Raw genomic sequence first — 14,730 nt, forward strand, 5'->3', positions numbered from 1 at the left:
GAGTTTATTATGCTAGATAAAGTAGGCGGAACGGGTCGTGGTGAACTATACGGTTTAGGCGATACCATAAAAACCAACAAAGCAGAAAAAGCGCCGGAAACAAAGCTTGAAGCGGGCGCCGTTAAAAGCCAAAGTGAGTCAGGTGTTTCTGGTGCAGCACGCTACCAGTTAGAGACACCTAAAGCTCCTACAGTGAGTAACCAAGCTCAAGTTGTTGCAAACCTAATGAGCGCTCTTGCACCGACGGTGAGCTCATTAATGAGCACAACGATGAAAGCGCTCAACGGTGAGGAGGTGATCAAGTCACCATCAGATGCGGTATCACAATCGTTGACGCTATTAACATTGTTGTATCAAGTATCAAAGCTGAGCCGTGAGCAGCAAGTGCTACAACGTGAAATTGCTGTTGAAGCAAACGTCGCGAGTTTAGAAAGCCAAGCGGCAGAACTCAACAACTCGGCAAGCGCAATGATCGCGATGGCAGTCGTTTCGGGTGTATTAGCGGGTGCTACCGCAATTATTGGTGCCCTTGGTTCTTTCAAAGCAGGGAAAGAAATCAAGAATGAAATGGCGAGCAATAATGTACTGAAAACGCAAAAAGCTGGCTTCGATCAAGCAGAAGAGTTATTAAATAACAATAGCTTGTCTAAAACTCAGCAAGATCAGGTTAAGCGTGCGCACTCACTAGCGAAAGACAATATCGCAGACACGACAGCGCAGCTGACAAGTGGTGGCCGTAAGTTCGATAAGTTGATGAGCTCAAACCAAGCAAAGAACGCGATTCTTCAAGCTTTGGGCCAGATGGCAAACTCAGCATCGAATGTAGAGCAAACCAAAGCGCAAGCGCGCAGCAAAGATGATGAAGTACAAGCGACTCGCGCACAAGCAGCCAAACAGAAAGCCGATGAAAACATTAGTTTCCAAGAAGGCTTATTGAAAGAGCTACGTGACTTGTTCCGATCTATCTCAGATAGCCAGAACCAAGCGTGGCGAGCGTCAGTCCCAACGGTGTAACCATCCGTTTCACTAACTACAAAGCGTTGTTTATACAACGCTTTTTTTATTTCAGCTATCTAAACTAGATACGGATATTTACTGGGTGATTTGTTTGTAAAGCAATATAACGTAGTGAGTTACATTGCATAAAAGTTACTGTTTTTGTTGAACTCAGCTCAAAGCTAACAACTTCATAGTAGCCTTGTTGCGTAAAATTAAGTTAAAGTGCCATTATTATTCACAAAAAGTGTGTTTAAGAATTTTTTGTAGTGAAGGGTGTAATTAGATACTCAATAACAAAATATGGTAGTTCGACTGGTGAGTATTTGGGAACAGAATTATATAAAACTCAACTTAATAAGTAGTCGAAGATGGAAGATATAAGTTTAGCATCAGATTTAGTGATTTATCTGACTACGGTTGGAATTTTAGGTATATTTGCTTGGTTTTTGTTTGTTATTTATTTGAAATCCAAGTGGTTGAAGTATCTTGAAGATGCTCTTGATAATGGAGTTCGATACTACACTCTGAATATATTCTTATCAGGTCACGGAGTACTACAATATGGAACTGTTTTTCTGAGCACTTTTCATGCGAAACGATATAAAATGTTAGAGAAGAGGGATAAGGTTCCAATTCATATTCAACGATTGTTTGTTCTCTCATTCGTATTATTTATTTCAAGTACATCATGTCTTCTGGCTGGAGTTATAACTCATCATATTTATATAGAATAAAGGTTATTTAACAAGATTATAGTAATTTGACCTGAGTATTTCTATTTAATAGATAATTTAGAATGGACATATCAGTCTAAAGATTTAATTTTCTAGACTATACGGTTTACGCTTATATAGAGCCATTATATAACGGCAGAATATGCCAATAAAATGGTGATTACTAAGCTAACCGCCAAGGATGAGAACTCAAACGTTATCAAATTGTTAACGGTTGCTATACTTAAACGGTCATCAACACAAGTAAAAGGGATGTTCAATGTTTAAGTTTAAGCAAATCGCACTTGCGGCTTCTTTGGCGGCACTCACAACAGGCTTTTCTGCGTCTGCGGAGGAAACGTTTGTCACGATTGGTACCGGTGGAGTAACAGGGGTTTATTATCCGACTGGTGGCGCTATTTGTCGCTTGGTTAACAAATCGCGAGAAGATCACGGTATCCGTTGTTCGGTAGAAAGTACTGGGGGATCGATTTATAACATCAACACTATTCGTGCTGGTGAATTGGACCTCGGTATCGCGCAATCAGACTGGCAGTATCATGCTTACAAAGGAACCAGTAAGTTTGAAGAAAGCGGGCCTTTTAAAGAGCTACGCGCCGTATTCTCCGTTCATCCAGAACCGTTTACTGTCGTTGCACGTAAAGACGCGAACATCAAAACTTTTGATGATTTGAAAGGTAAGCGCGTTAACATTGGTAATCCTGGTTCTGGTCAGCGAGGTACTATGGAAGTGCTAATGAACCAGTATGGTTGGAGTAACGACGACTTTAAGCTTGTCTCTGAATTAAAAGCAGCAGAGCAATCAAAAGCACTTTGTGATAACAAAATTGATGCGATGATTTATACCGTTGGTCACCCAAGTGGAGCGATTAAAGAAGCCACTACGTCGTGTGATAGTAATATCGTAACGGTAGCTGGACCTAATGTAGAAAAGCTGGTTGCAGACAACAGCTTCTATCGTGTCGCAAATGTCCCGGGTGGTATGTATCGTGGCACAGATAGTGATGTTCAAACCTTTGGTGTGGGCGCGACGTTTGTTTCTTCTACTGCGGTACCAGAAGATGTGGTTTATAACGTGGTTAAAGCGGTATTTGAAAACTTCGATGATTTCCGCCGTCTCCACCCAGCGTTTGCAAACTTGAAGAAAGAGGAAATGGTAAAAGACGGTTTATCTGCGCCTCTTCACCCAGGTGCGCTCAAATACTACAAAGAAGTAGGGCTGATTAAGTAAGCGTTACCCTCTCTTATTATTGATGTAAAACGCCATCTTTCTCGATCAATGCCACTCGTTTAACTGCGAGTGGCATATTTCTATCTCTCGTCATCCTGTACAGCGACGAAGGAGCGTGATACAGGCTTTTCCATCCGAGCACTTTGTGATCAAAATGGTTTCATTAGCCGCTCAGTGTAGTGCTATTAGATTCCTAACCTCGCTGGAGTGACACAAAAAATCGTTAAGCTATCTGCATTAATCTTTCGCGCTGGTGTTTTTGTAGGAGTGTTATCCACTTGTACAAGTTTTGCTTAAACATAAACATCAATGAAAAAGTAGAGAGTGATGAGAATAGAAGAAAGAGCAACAAACCCTTTAACATGATTGGGATTCAGTTGACGAGATACACGAGCTGCAAGATACCCACCTACCAACGTACCGACCAAAACAACACTACCTGTGCGCCAGTCAATGGAGCCATTGGCAACAAAAATCACGATAGCAATGAGTGAAACACACGTAGATACGAGCAATTTCAAACCGTTCATTAAATTAATGTCTTGGTGGCCAGCTACTACCAGATAGCTCAGAACAATAACCCCTAAACCTGCGTTGAAAAAACCACCGTAAGCAGAGACACCAACAAGTAGTAAACCCAACGCGATTGCTCCGAGTATGCCAGCATGTTTGTGCTCTTTCGCGACAGTTTTGATTAGCATTGTTAAACGAGAACCGGTGAGAAAGAGCACGGTGGCAAATAAAAGTAACCAAGGGATAGCTTCCATAAATAGCGATTCTGGCGTGTTGAGCAACAGATATGCTCCGACAGCGCCGCCGACTAAACTGAATGAGACTGTGAACAGCAGTTCATGCTTGTTCTTCATGATCTCTTCTCTGAACCCGACGGCTCCACTAATGTAACCCGCACATGAAGCATATGTGTTTGTTGCGTTAGCCATAATAGGAGGAACACCAACTGCCAATAGAGCCGGAAAAGTAATAAAGCTTCCGCCTCCCGCTATGGAGTTAATGATCCCACCAATTACGCCAGCAATGAATAAAAGTGAGAGTTCTAAAAGCATAAACAATCCTTGTTATGTTCTTTTTTATTGTTAGAGCTTCAGATGATCTAACCTACATGCTCTAATGTTCTGATATGAGGTTTACTTTACCCGCTCTAAAACAAAATTGTTCAGTTCTGTAACGTTTTTGATGACATGAACGGCTTTACTTTGAGAGTACCCTTCGAGGCGATACATAAAGTCATCATTCCAGAATGCGGGGCATTGCTGAAGAACTTTGTAGCTTTGTAACGTTCCTTTCAGTACCGAACTACCATCAGGCCAACCTTCAGGTTTAATGAATAGTCCTTTAAGGAGACGTTTCGTCACAAACCAATAGCTTACTGAGTATGGTAGATCAATATAAATGAGAGTATCGGCTGCATCTAAACGAGCGTTGAAAGAGCTGATCGGTCCAAGGCCATCTATAATCCAACGATCTGAGCTTAGTATATTGCTATGGGCTTCATCAAAAACGCTACGCTCAACGGGATCACCGTTTGGTTTATATACTATTGAATCTAATTGATGAAGAGGAAGACCGGTAGCCGACGAGATTACTTTACTTACCGTCGATTTTCCACTACCGGGTTTACCAAAAACTGCTATTTTTTGCATAGTGACCGCCTCCAAGAGAGCTTTTCCCATACGGTAGAGACAGAAAACCCACCGCTATGGGTGGGTTCGATAAATACTGAGCGCATCAAAAAATCCCACCATTCCTATGGAATGATGATAATTCGTTGGTTAAGTTGCGCTAAGTGTGTGTTCATACAATCACCTTCATATAACGACAGTGATTTGTCAATACCATCTGCACAATAAGCGAACGATTTGGAGGGCGGAAGATAAAGCCATCACGATGGATGGCTTTATCTAGGTTGAAAGAGACAGCGATTACTGCTCAACGCTGACTGGCTGTGCTTTAAACTTTTGAATCAGCTTTACGATTAGTGGACTTGCCAATACCAATACAGCTAAAACAGTAAAGGTAAGGGTAATAGGACGCTCCCATAGGAAACTCAGTTCTCCATCTGAAATCATTAATGCGCGGCGTAAGTTCTCTTCCATTAATCCTCCAAGGATGAAGCCCAGCAATAAAGGTGCGAGCGGGAAGTTAGCGAGCCGAAGTGCAATGGCAGCCATAGCCACAATCAGCATCACGAACACATCCATAGTGTTAAAAGAGACCAAATAAACCCCGGTGATTGAGAAGAATAAAATCATCGGTAGAAGCACCGTTCTTGGAACCGCCAAAAGCTTTGAAATATACGGAATCAACGGTAAGTTCAGGATCACAAGTACGATGTTGCCGAAGTACATGGAAATGATCACTGACCAGAACACATCTGGGTGTTCAACAAACAGGCGAGGGCCAGGTTGAATACCATAAGCGATCAGAGCGCCGAGCATTATTGCTGTTGTACCAGAACCCGGAATACCAAGCGTTAGAAGTGGAACAAATGAACCACTAGACGCTGCGTTGTTTGCTGACTCTGGCGCAACCAAACCACGGATACTGCCTTTACCGAACTCATCCTTTTTCTCTTTAGGTGCGAGGTTGCGCTCCATACCATAGCTTAAAAAAGCAGCAATGGTTGCCCCTGCGCCAGGAAGGACGCCAGTGAAGAAACCTAATATTGAAGAGCGAATTGAAACAGGCGCAACATCTTTGATTTCTTCCTTGGTCACTTTCATTGAGCCAATGTTGCTCAGCTTTTCTTGTTCTTCATCGCTGGTGTCTTTTGATGGTTTAAGGATGCCCATCAGCGTCTCACCCAGTGCGAATGTCGCCATTGCAAGCAACAAGAAGCTAAAGCCATCCATTAAATCCGTTAAACCGAAGGTAAAGCGTTCAACGCCTACGCCTTTATCGATTCCAACTGTAGATAGCATCAAACCAAGAATGGTCATCATCCACGCTTTGATTACCTGACCTTTCCCCGCAAAAGCCGCGACTGCTGATAACCCAAGTAGCATCAACGCAAAATAGTCCGACGATTGGAAGCTAAGGGAGACGCTAGCCAATGCTGGTGCGGCAACAAGCAACATAATGGCAGATAGCGTTCCGCCAGTGAAAGATGAATAAGCTGCCAAAGCTAATGCTTTACCTGCTTGGCCTTTTTGGGCCATTGGGTAGCCGTCGAATGCTGTCACCACGGTTGAAGAACAACCCGGCGCGTTGATCAAAATCGACGATGTAGAACCACCAAATACCGCACCGTAATAAACACCCGCCATTAAAATAAGGCCAGAGGAGGGCTCTAGGCCATAAGTAATTGGGATCATCAAAGCAATGGCTGAGATCGGCCCAAGTCCAGGTAACATGCCGATAAATGTACCGACGAAGCAACCAACGATCACCATCATAATGTTCATTGGCATTACTGCGGTGGATAAACCTTGTAGAATTCCATCTAACATAATTCAGTCCTTTCTTTGACTACCAGATGGTGAAAATCAAACCCGGTTCGAGATAGATGTCCAAACCTTGAGTGAGTAATAAGTAGAACGCGATCACGAATGGAAACGACGCGCCAAACAGAACGGGTTTACGTCTTTCCCCGAGCAGATAAAAGCCAGCCAATAAAAAGAAGCCAGTAGCTATCACAAAACCTAGATAAGTCAGGCCCACGCCGTAGAGCGCCATTAAAATTAAAAAGGCAATCAGTAACTTCCAATTGAAGGTCAGCACTGCGCCACTTTGTTTATCTGGTTGTCCTGTCACCAGCAATAGCAAAGAAAGGCCGACACCAACGTAAGTCAGGATGGTTGGCAGAGTACGTGCGGTGAATGGTTCATACTCATCACCTGGAAACAATGGAATCTGCGAGGTTTGATAACCGTAGCAAAGACAGAAGAGTAGAAAGATCATTGCGCCGACGCGGTCACGACAGAGCAAATACTCTTTGGTGAAAAAGTTGGTTGAACGAGGCATATTCAACTCCTAACAAAAGTAAAAAAGACCGCATATGGACGTCAATGAATAAACTAAACCATTAACAATTAAGCATTTCGCTGCTAGTCGAGCAGCTTTGGGTATATAAACAAAGGAGTGTGCATGCCGATTGTTGACAATGTCCATATGCGGTGAAACTTAGAGTGCAAATACAATGGGGAAATACCAACCTACGTTATTCATTGAGGTTGGTATCTGAGGGACCCCAATTCGACTGTTACTTCAGGAAGCCTAACTCGCGCATTAAGTCACCCATCTGTTGCTCTTGATCTTCAAGAAACGCGAAGAATGCTTTATCCGCTTTATAGTTGTCGATCCAACCATTGCGGTCTCGAACGACTTGCCATTCGTCGGTGTTATACATTTTAGTAAATGCGGCATTCCATTCATCTAGCTTTTCTTGGCTTGTGCCTGGTGCTGCAAAGAATCCACGCCAGTTAGCAAAGACAGTTTCATTACCATATTCGGTGAGAGTTGGAATGTTAGGCGCAGCTTCTAAACGTTTTGGTGCTGTAATCGCTAACACTTTCACTTGCCCAGACTTAGACATTTCGAGTACTTCACCTAACCCTGTAGAGAGCAGTTGTGTTTCGCCTGAAAGTAGGGCAGCCATGGCTTTTCCACCTGCATCATAGGCAATGTAACGAACTTTGCGCGCATCAAAACCTTCACCTTTGAAAGCCGCTGCTATAACCAAATGATCCATAGAACCACGAGCAGAGCCACCAGCAACCTTCACTTTACGAGGGTTTTCTTTAAAAGCTTTAACGACATCTTCCCAAGAGCTGTAAGGAGAATCGGCTGATGTAACAATGGCGCCATAATCGGCAACCGTTGCGGCAACAGGAGTCAAGTCGCGGAAAGATTGTGGGAAGATCCCACTGAGCGAGCGAACGACGATCGGTGTTGAGTTCACCATGAGTGTATCTTCTTGACGATCAGCCGTTTCAATCAAATGTGCGATTGCTTTGCCACCGCCACCACCAGATAGGTTTTGAAATGATACGGTTTCAACGATGTCCGACTTTATTAATACATCACCAGTACCTCGGGCGGTCATGTCCCAACCGCCACCGGCACCTCCCGGGATAAGAAAGTGCATTTTTTCAATATCTGCAGCAAGAGCGTTGAATGAAAATGAAGCTGCGATGATTGAAGCGGCGAGCGTTGGTTTGAGTACCTTTAACATGTTCACGTTCCTTATGTTAGCGACTCTATTTAGTTGAGCCTTATTGTTTTTGCTCAGTTGTCATGCCTTGTAAGCGTTAAAGCTGAACTTGGTGTAAAGGTTAATTAAGTGTTAAATATCTGTCTGTAAAAGAGATATAAAGAGAATATTGAGCATTTCGGTTATTTTGTTCATAAAGTTCACGGCGAGAAGTTGGTGTTAGGTCACGCGGCTTTACGCTTTGGTAGGCCATAATAAAATGACGGAAATGAACGAGGAAAAGAGAATGAAAGGGACGTGTTTGTGCGGCGCAATTGAAGTCATCGCTGAGGTTAAAAATGAGGTTAGCCTGTGCCATTGCTCTATGTGTCGAAAATGGTCGAGTGGCGCACTTCATGCGGTGCATTGTGGGCCTAACGTGACGTTTAAAGGTGGCGAACCTAAACGTTATCAGTCGTCAGACTGGGGAGTGAGGGGGTTTTGCGGTGAGTGTGGCACAAACCTTTTCTACCATTTGTTGCCGACAGGTGAGTACATTCTTTCCGCTGGTTTGTTCGATAACCCAGATTTCAAACTCACTTTAGAGATTTTTACCGATGAAAAGCCAGCTTATTATGACCTCAATTCCGCTTCACAAAAGATGACTTCGCAACAAGTCTTTGATCAATTTGTACCTAAAGAATAGCTTTTTATCCGATTATTGTTCGACAGCTGAGCTTTTAGTTTTTAGATCATAAGCTTAAAGGTTTATAAGTTGTCGACAATGTGAACTCACCATTCTTTACTTCTGCTAAAAAAGGCACTTAACGGGCATTTTAGGCCCATTTAAATTACGACCTTAGTCTAAATTGTCGACAATTTACTTGATTGTCGACACTTTGATCGACTACTTTATATTCAGGTTAAGAAATTGTAGACATTTCGATGTCGGTAACAAGAGTATCTGAATATGAACTCTGAGTTGAAAGCTCGTTATAAAGTGCTGGGTTCTGAGAAAGAACACACCAAATCCGAAACGCTGACCGAAACACTGATTGAAGTCATTGTTAATGGCGATGTGAAGCCTGGCCATAAGATATCAGAGCCTGAGCTAGCAAAGAAATATCAAGTCAGTCGTGGGCCTTTGCGTGAAGCATTGATGCGCTTAGAGGGGCTAGGGCTCATCGAGCGAATTCCTCATGTTGGGGCTAGAGTGACCACTTTTTCTCCGGAAAAGCTGATAGAACTTTATGCCGTTCGAGAAGCATTGGAAGGCATGGCGGCAAGGTTAGCTGCGCGACACATTACGCAAGAAGAGCTCTTAAGCTTGGAAATGCTATTGTCGACACATTCCAAGCATATAGACCAAATGGAAGGCGCGTCTTACTTCCATCAACATGGTGACTTTGATTTTCACTATCGCATCATCCAAGCGAGCAGAAACAGTAAGTTAATATCTCTGCTGTGTGATGAACTCTATCACTTATTACGGATGTATCGTTACCAGTCGCCACGTGCGCAATCTCGCCCGAATGAGGCGCTCACCGAACACAAATTCATTTTGGAAGCCATTCGCAATCGCGATGAAGAGCTTGCAGAAATGTTGATGAGAAGACACATATCAGGAAGTCGAAAGCTCATCCAATCTCAAATTATACATACAGAAAGTTTAGACAAAGACTAGAAGGAATTCGTCATGAGCTTAACACCGGGAGCGAAATTCAGACTCGCCATTGAACAAAATAATCCACTACAAATTGTCGGCACTATAAACCCGTATTGCGCCATGATGGCAAAAAACTTGGGTCACCAAGCGATTTACTTGTCTGGTGGCGGTATCGCAAATGCGTCATACGGATTGCCGGATCTCGGTATCACAACATTAAACGACGTTTTGGTTGACGTTGACCGCATCACTAACGCATGTGATTTGCCTCTTTTGGTTGATATCGACACGGGTTTTGGCGGTGCATTTAACATTGCTCGCACGATCAAAGCGATGGAAAAAGCAGGCGCGGCAGCGGTGCACATGGAAGACCAAGTTGCACAGAAACGTTGTGGTCATCGTCCGAACAAAGCAATAGTCAGCCAGCAAGAGATGGTTGATCGTGTAAAAGCCGCGGTTGATGCACGCAATGATGAAAGTTTCGTGATTATGGCTCGTACTGACGCGTTAGCTGTTGAAGGCATGGACAGCGCAATCGAGCGCGCGATTGCGTGTGTGGAAGCTGGCGCAGACATGATCTTCCCAGAAGCGATGAACAAGCTGGACCAGTACCTTCAGTTCTCAAATGCGCTTGAGCAAGCGACCGGAAAGCACGTTCCTATTCTGGCGAATATTACAGAATTTGGCGCGACACCGCTGTATGGCTGCGATGAGCTAGCGAAAGCAAAAGTGGACATGGTGCTTTATCCATTAAGTGCGTTCCGTGCCATGAACAAAGCTGCTGAAACGGTCTACAAACATTTGCTAGAAGTGGGTAATCAGGAAGCACTGGTTGATTCGATGCAAACACGTAAAGAGTTGTATCAGCACCTGAATTACCACGACTACGAAGACAAACTTGACCAGTTATTCTCTGAAGGGAAATAGCGGGGGAAAAGCAAAAATAGACGGAAGCCCAAGAAAAAGATAATCGGAATTTATCTCATCTAATAACGTGAAATTCGTTTGGCTAAAAACACCCCAGAGAGGGAAAAGTCAGACAGAAAAGGAGTTCAAACAATGTCTCAAACTGCAGAAAAGAAAGCAGAATTAGGTGGCGCGGGCCTTCGTGGTCAAAGCGCAGGAAGCACAGCTTTATGTACTGTCGGAAAAACGGGAACTGGTTTAACTTATCGTGGATACGATATTACTGATCTTGCGAACAACGCACAGTTTGAAGAAGTGGCTCACCTTCTGTTACGCGGTCACTTGCCGAATCAACAAGAACTTGATGCGTACAAGACACACCTACTCAGCCTTAGAGGTTTGCCTGCCGAGCTAAAACAAGCTTTAGAGTTAATTCCTGCAAGCGCACACCCAATGGACGTAATGCGCACGGGTTGTTCTGTATTGGGTAACCTAGAGCAGGAAATGAGCTTCGAGGAGCAACTGAAAGCAACCGAACGTATGCTAGCCTTGTTCCCTGCCATCATCTGTTACTGGTACCGCTTTAGTCATGATGGCGTGCGTATCAACACCGAGGATCAGACTGAAGATTGCATCGGTGGTTACTTCTTACGATTACTTACAGACAAAGCGCCATCTGCGCTGCACAAACAAGTGATGCATTGCTCGCTCATTCTTTATGCTGAACATGAGTTTAATGCTTCTACATTCGCAGCACGCGTTTGTGCATCAACGTTGTCAGACATTCATTCTTGTATCACGGCGGCAATCGGTACGCTTCGTGGGCCACTTCACGGCGGTGCGAACGAAGCGGCGATGGAAATGATTGAAGATTGGCAAACGCCCGACGAGGCGGAAGCGAACATCATGAAAATGCTAGCCAATAAAGACAAGATCATGGGCTTCGGTCACGCGATTTATCGTGAAAGTGACCCTCGCAACGCCTTAATAAAACGATGGTCCAAAGAGCTATCGAAACAAGTTGGTGATACTCATCTATATGCGGTTTCTGAGCGTGTTGAATCAGTGATGAAGCGAGAGAAAGGTCTGTTCTGTAATGCGGACTTCTTCCATGCATCGGCTTACCACTTCATGGACATTCCAACCAAACTATTTACCCCAATCTTTGTGATGAGTCGTTTAACGGGCTGGGCTGCACACGTTTATGAACAGCGTGCCAATAACCGTATTATTCGCCCAAGTGCCGATTATACGGGCCCAGATCATCAAGAATGGGTGCCTATCGAGAATCGCTAGCGCGAAGGTCAACGAGGGCATTATATGCTTTGGTTGACCACCTCCTTCCTTTGTCATTCTCTCTAACAGAGGAAGGAGATCCTCTCATCACTGTGTTTCTGGAGCAATGGAAAACCTTGATGAAGGCAAGATGTAAAGACTGAATGGAAGCAAACCATGAACACAAATATTAATACCCAATATCGTAAGCCGCTTCCGGGAACTCAACTGGATTATTTTGATGCACGCGAAGCCGTCAATGCCATTTCTCCTGGAGCCTATGAAACACTCCCTTATACCTCTCGCGTGCTAGCTGAGCAACTGGTCCGTCGCTGTGACCCGAACACATTGACAGATAGCCTGAAACAGTTAATTGAACGCAAACGCGATCTTGATTTTCCTTGGTATCCAGCACGCGTTGTTTGTCATGACATTCTTGGTCAGACCGCTCTAGTCGATTTAGCGGGTCTACGCGATGCCATTTCAGATCAGGGCGGCGATCCTGCAAAAGTGAACCCAGTGGTTGAGACACAATTGATCGTTGACCACTCTTTAGCGGTTGAACATGCGGGCTTTGACCCTGATGCCTTCGACAAAAACCGCGCGATTGAAGAGCGCCGTAATGAAGACCGATTTCACTTTATCGAGTGGTGTAAAACAGCGTTTGAAAACGTCAGCGTGATTCCAGCTGGGAATGGCATCATGCACCAAATCAACTTGGAAAAAATGTCTCCTGTGGTACAAGCAAAGCAGGGCATTGCCTACCCAGACACCTGTGTGGGTACGGACAGTCACACACCTCACGTAGACGCTCTTGGTGTTATTGCGATAGGTGTCGGTGGTCTGGAAGCAGAAACCGTCATGCTTGGCCGACCATCAATGATGCGTCTACCAGATATTGTCGGTGTCAAACTGACGGGTAAACGTCAACCGGGCATTACCGCAACGGATATTGTCCTCGCGATTACTGAGTTTCTGCGTAATGAGCGTGTGGTATCTTCATATCTTGAATTCTTCGGAGAAGGCGCACGTGATCTAACGATCGGAGACCGCGCAACGATTTCAAACATGACACCAGAATACGGCGCAACAGCTGGCATGTTTTATATTGATGAGCAGACCATCAATTACTTGAAACTAACTGGTCGAGATGAAGAACAAGTTGCTCTAGTAGAAAATTACGCAAAACAAACCGGTCTTTGGGCAGACGATCTTGATAGCGCCGTTTATGAGCGCGTACTTGAGTTCGATTTATCATCAGTTAGCCGTAACTTGGCTGGTCCGTCAAACCCTCATCGTCGTTTACCAACTTCTGAGTTGGCACAGCGCGGTATTTCTGGAGCGTGGGAAGAGAAAGAAGGCGAGTTGCCAGATGGTGCAGTGATCATCGCTGCTATTACCTCATGTACGAATACCAGTAACCCAAGAAACGTGGTTGCTGCTGGCCTTGTGGCGAAGAAAGCCAACGAACTTGGTCTTGTACGTAAACCGTGGGTGAAATCGTCTTTTGCTCCGGGTTCTAAAGTTGCACGCTTGTATCTGGAAGAAGCGGGCTTATTACCAGAGCTAGAGAAGCTTGGCTTTGGCATTGTTGGTTACGCATGTACAACTTGTAACGGTATGAGTGGTGCGCTGGATCCAAAAATCCAACAAGAGATCATCGACCGTGATTTATATGCAACAGCGGTGCTTTCTGGTAACCGTAACTTTGATGGTCGAATCCATCCGTACGCCAAACAAGCTTTCTTGGCTTCACCACCATTGGTTGTCGCTTATGCACTAGCCGGTACCATTCGTTTTGATATCGAGCGCGATGCGCTTGGCACGGACCAAAACGGCAAACCAATTTATCTCAATGATTTGTGGCCAAGCGATGAAGAGATCGATGCAGTTGTCGGTACTCATGTTAAACCAGAGCAGTTTAAGCAAGTTTACATTCAGATGTTTAAGCTGAATGATCAAGAGCAAAATCCCAACCCGCTGTACGACTGGCGTCCGATGAGTACCTATATCCGCCGACCACCGTACTGGGAAGGTGCGCTAGCGGGAGAAAGAACATTGTCTGGTATGCGTCCATTGGCGATTCTGGGCGACAACATCACCACTGATCACTTATCACCATCCAACGCGATTCTCGCAAGCAGCGCAGCAGGTGAATACTTAGCGAAAATGGGTGTGCCAGAAGAAGATTTCAACTCTTACGCGACTCACCGTGGTGACCACTTAACGGCGCAACGCGCGACCTTTGCTAACCCGAAACTATTTAACGAAATGGTGAAAGAGAACGGTGAAGTGGTTCAGGGTTCTCTGGCGCGAATCGAGCCGGAAGGTCAGGTTGTACGCATGTGGGAAGCGATTGAGACCTACATGAACCGCAAGCAACCACTGATTGTTGTTGCAGGTGCTGACTATGGTCAGGGTTCATCTCGTGACTGGGCAGCAAAAGGCGTTCGATTGGCTGGTGTAGAAGCAATCGTTGCAGAAGGCTTTGAGCGCATTCACCGAACTAACTTGGTTGGCATGGGCGTGTTACCACTGCAATTTAAGCCGGGTGTTAATCGCAATACATTAGAACTGGATGGTACTGAACTGTATGACGTGGTTGGTGAAATCAAGCCGGGTGCAGATTTAGCCTTGGTTATTACACGTAGCAATGGTGAGAAAGTCGATGTTCCGGTTACTTGTCGCTTAGATACCGCTGACGAAGTTCACGTGTACAACGCGGGCGGTGTTCTGCAGCGTTTCGCGCAAGATTTCTTGGCACAATAAG

13 protein-coding genes are annotated in these 14,730 nt (G+C 44.7%); 8 read left to right on the forward strand and 5 right to left on the reverse strand.

Features of this window, described 5'->3' with window-relative positions; all coding sequences use genetic code 11:
- Positions 1 to 9 precede the first annotated feature (9 nt).
- The 3 genes from vopD (at position 10) to R7E51_RS11670 (ending at position 2,964) form a co-directional block, all read left to right on the forward strand.
- Positions 10 to 1,014 carry a type III secretion system translocon subunit VopD gene (vopD, locus tag R7E51_RS11660; protein WP_172563236.1) on the forward strand — a complete coding sequence of 335 codons (1,005 nt, stop codon included), beginning with the start codon at positions 10 to 12 and terminating at the stop codon, positions 1,012 to 1,014.
- 353 nt (positions 1,015 to 1,367) lie between these two features.
- On the forward strand, positions 1,368 to 1,733 hold the full coding sequence (locus R7E51_RS11665) for a hypothetical protein (protein ID WP_017821699.1): 366 nt from the start codon (positions 1,368 to 1,370) through the stop codon (positions 1,731 to 1,733).
- A gap of 259 nt (positions 1,734 to 1,992) precedes the next feature.
- Positions 1,993 to 2,964, forward strand: a complete 972-nt coding sequence (locus R7E51_RS11670; protein WP_005388171.1) for a TAXI family TRAP transporter solute-binding subunit — start codon at positions 1,993 to 1,995, stop codon at positions 2,962 to 2,964.
- A gap of 293 nt (positions 2,965 to 3,257) precedes the next feature.
- On the opposite strand, the gene R7E51_RS11675 is transcribed toward R7E51_RS11670, so the two are convergent.
- The 5 genes from R7E51_RS11675 to R7E51_RS11695 all read right to left on the reverse strand — a co-directional run bounded on the left by R7E51_RS11675 (position 3,258) and on the right by R7E51_RS11695 (position 8,155).
- Positions 3,258 to 4,028, reverse strand: coding sequence for a sulfite exporter TauE/SafE family protein (locus tag R7E51_RS11675; protein WP_206958239.1), 771 nt, complete (start codon positions 4,026 to 4,028; stop codon positions 3,258 to 3,260).
- Between the two features lie 81 nt (positions 4,029 to 4,109).
- Positions 4,110 to 4,625, reverse strand: coding sequence for an adenylate kinase (locus tag R7E51_RS11680; RefSeq protein ID WP_104979245.1), 516 nt, complete (start codon positions 4,623 to 4,625; stop codon positions 4,110 to 4,112).
- Positions 4,626 to 4,904: 279 nt separating this feature from the next.
- A complete protein-coding gene (locus R7E51_RS11685) occupies positions 4,905 to 6,431 on the reverse strand; it encodes a tripartite tricarboxylate transporter permease (RefSeq protein ID WP_005388177.1) in 1,527 nt (508 codons plus the stop codon).
- A gap of 19 nt (positions 6,432 to 6,450) precedes the next feature.
- Positions 6,451 to 6,945: a tripartite tricarboxylate transporter TctB family protein gene (locus R7E51_RS11690; RefSeq protein WP_005388179.1), complete on the reverse strand. Its 495-nt coding sequence runs from the start codon at positions 6,943 to 6,945 to the stop codon at positions 6,451 to 6,453.
- A gap of 238 nt (positions 6,946 to 7,183) precedes the next feature.
- Positions 7,184 to 8,155 carry a tripartite tricarboxylate transporter substrate binding protein gene (locus R7E51_RS11695; RefSeq protein WP_005388181.1) on the reverse strand — a complete coding sequence of 324 codons (972 nt, stop codon included), beginning with the start codon at positions 8,153 to 8,155 and terminating at the stop codon, positions 7,184 to 7,186.
- 265 nt (positions 8,156 to 8,420) lie between these two features.
- Between R7E51_RS11695 and R7E51_RS11700 the strand changes: the two genes are divergently transcribed.
- The 5 genes from R7E51_RS11700 (at position 8,421) to acnD (ending at position 14,729) form a co-directional block, all read left to right on the forward strand.
- Entirely contained in the window at positions 8,421 to 8,819 is a 399-nt protein-coding gene (locus R7E51_RS11700) for a GFA family protein (protein WP_017633774.1), read from the forward strand.
- Positions 8,820 to 9,083: 264 nt separating this feature from the next.
- Positions 9,084 to 9,797, forward strand: coding sequence for a GntR family transcriptional regulator (locus R7E51_RS11705; RefSeq protein ID WP_005377279.1), 714 nt, complete (start codon positions 9,084 to 9,086; stop codon positions 9,795 to 9,797).
- Between the two features lie 12 nt (positions 9,798 to 9,809).
- Positions 9,810 to 10,706 carry a methylisocitrate lyase gene (gene prpB / locus R7E51_RS11710; RefSeq protein ID WP_005388185.1) on the forward strand — a complete coding sequence of 299 codons (897 nt, stop codon included), beginning with the start codon at positions 9,810 to 9,812 and terminating at the stop codon, positions 10,704 to 10,706.
- Positions 10,707 to 10,838: 132 nt separating this feature from the next.
- Complete coding sequence (gene prpC / locus R7E51_RS11715; protein ID WP_005377283.1) at positions 10,839 to 11,981, forward strand: bifunctional 2-methylcitrate synthase/citrate synthase; 1,143 nt, start codon at positions 10,839 to 10,841, stop codon at positions 11,979 to 11,981.
- 156 nt (positions 11,982 to 12,137) lie between these two features.
- Positions 12,138 to 14,729: a Fe/S-dependent 2-methylisocitrate dehydratase AcnD gene (gene acnD / locus R7E51_RS11720; protein ID WP_136976232.1), complete on the forward strand. Its 2,592-nt coding sequence runs from the start codon at positions 12,138 to 12,140 to the stop codon at positions 14,727 to 14,729.
- Position 14,730 lies beyond the last annotated feature (1 nt).

The organism is Vibrio sp. Vb1166, assembly GCF_033338695.1.
GTDB lineage: Bacteria > Pseudomonadota > Gammaproteobacteria > Enterobacterales > Vibrionaceae > Vibrio > Vibrio alginolyticus.

What these genes read in the sequence shown, in the direction of transcription:
- vopD (WP_172563236.1), top strand. Translation starts at nt 10, where the DNA reads ATGCTAGATAAAGTAGGCGGAACGGGTCGTGGTGAACTATACGGTTTA.
- R7E51_RS11665 (WP_017821699.1), top strand. Translation starts at nt 1,368, where the DNA reads ATGGAAGATATAAGTTTAGCATCAGATTTAGTGATTTATCTGACTACG.
- R7E51_RS11670 (WP_005388171.1), top strand. Translation starts at nt 1,993, where the DNA reads ATGTTTAAGTTTAAGCAAATCGCACTTGCGGCTTCTTTGGCGGCACTC.
- R7E51_RS11675 (WP_206958239.1), bottom strand. Translation starts at nt 4,028, where the DNA reads ATGCTTTTAGAACTCTCACTTTTATTCATTGCTGGCGTAATTGGTGGG.
- R7E51_RS11680 (WP_104979245.1), bottom strand. Translation starts at nt 4,625, where the DNA reads ATGCAAAAAATAGCAGTTTTTGGTAAACCCGGTAGTGGAAAATCGACG.
- R7E51_RS11685 (WP_005388177.1), bottom strand. Translation starts at nt 6,431, where the DNA reads ATGTTAGATGGAATTCTACAAGGTTTATCCACCGCAGTAATGCCAATG.
- R7E51_RS11690 (WP_005388179.1), bottom strand. Translation starts at nt 6,945, where the DNA reads ATGCCTCGTTCAACCAACTTTTTCACCAAAGAGTATTTGCTCTGTCGT.
- R7E51_RS11695 (WP_005388181.1), bottom strand. Translation starts at nt 8,155, where the DNA reads ATGTTAAAGGTACTCAAACCAACGCTCGCCGCTTCAATCATCGCAGCT.
- R7E51_RS11700 (WP_017633774.1), top strand. Translation starts at nt 8,421, where the DNA reads ATGAAAGGGACGTGTTTGTGCGGCGCAATTGAAGTCATCGCTGAGGTT.
- R7E51_RS11705 (WP_005377279.1), top strand. Translation starts at nt 9,084, where the DNA reads ATGAACTCTGAGTTGAAAGCTCGTTATAAAGTGCTGGGTTCTGAGAAA.
- prpB (WP_005388185.1), top strand. Translation starts at nt 9,810, where the DNA reads ATGAGCTTAACACCGGGAGCGAAATTCAGACTCGCCATTGAACAAAAT.
- prpC (WP_005377283.1), top strand. Translation starts at nt 10,839, where the DNA reads ATGTCTCAAACTGCAGAAAAGAAAGCAGAATTAGGTGGCGCGGGCCTT.
- acnD (WP_136976232.1), top strand. Translation starts at nt 12,138, where the DNA reads ATGAACACAAATATTAATACCCAATATCGTAAGCCGCTTCCGGGAACT.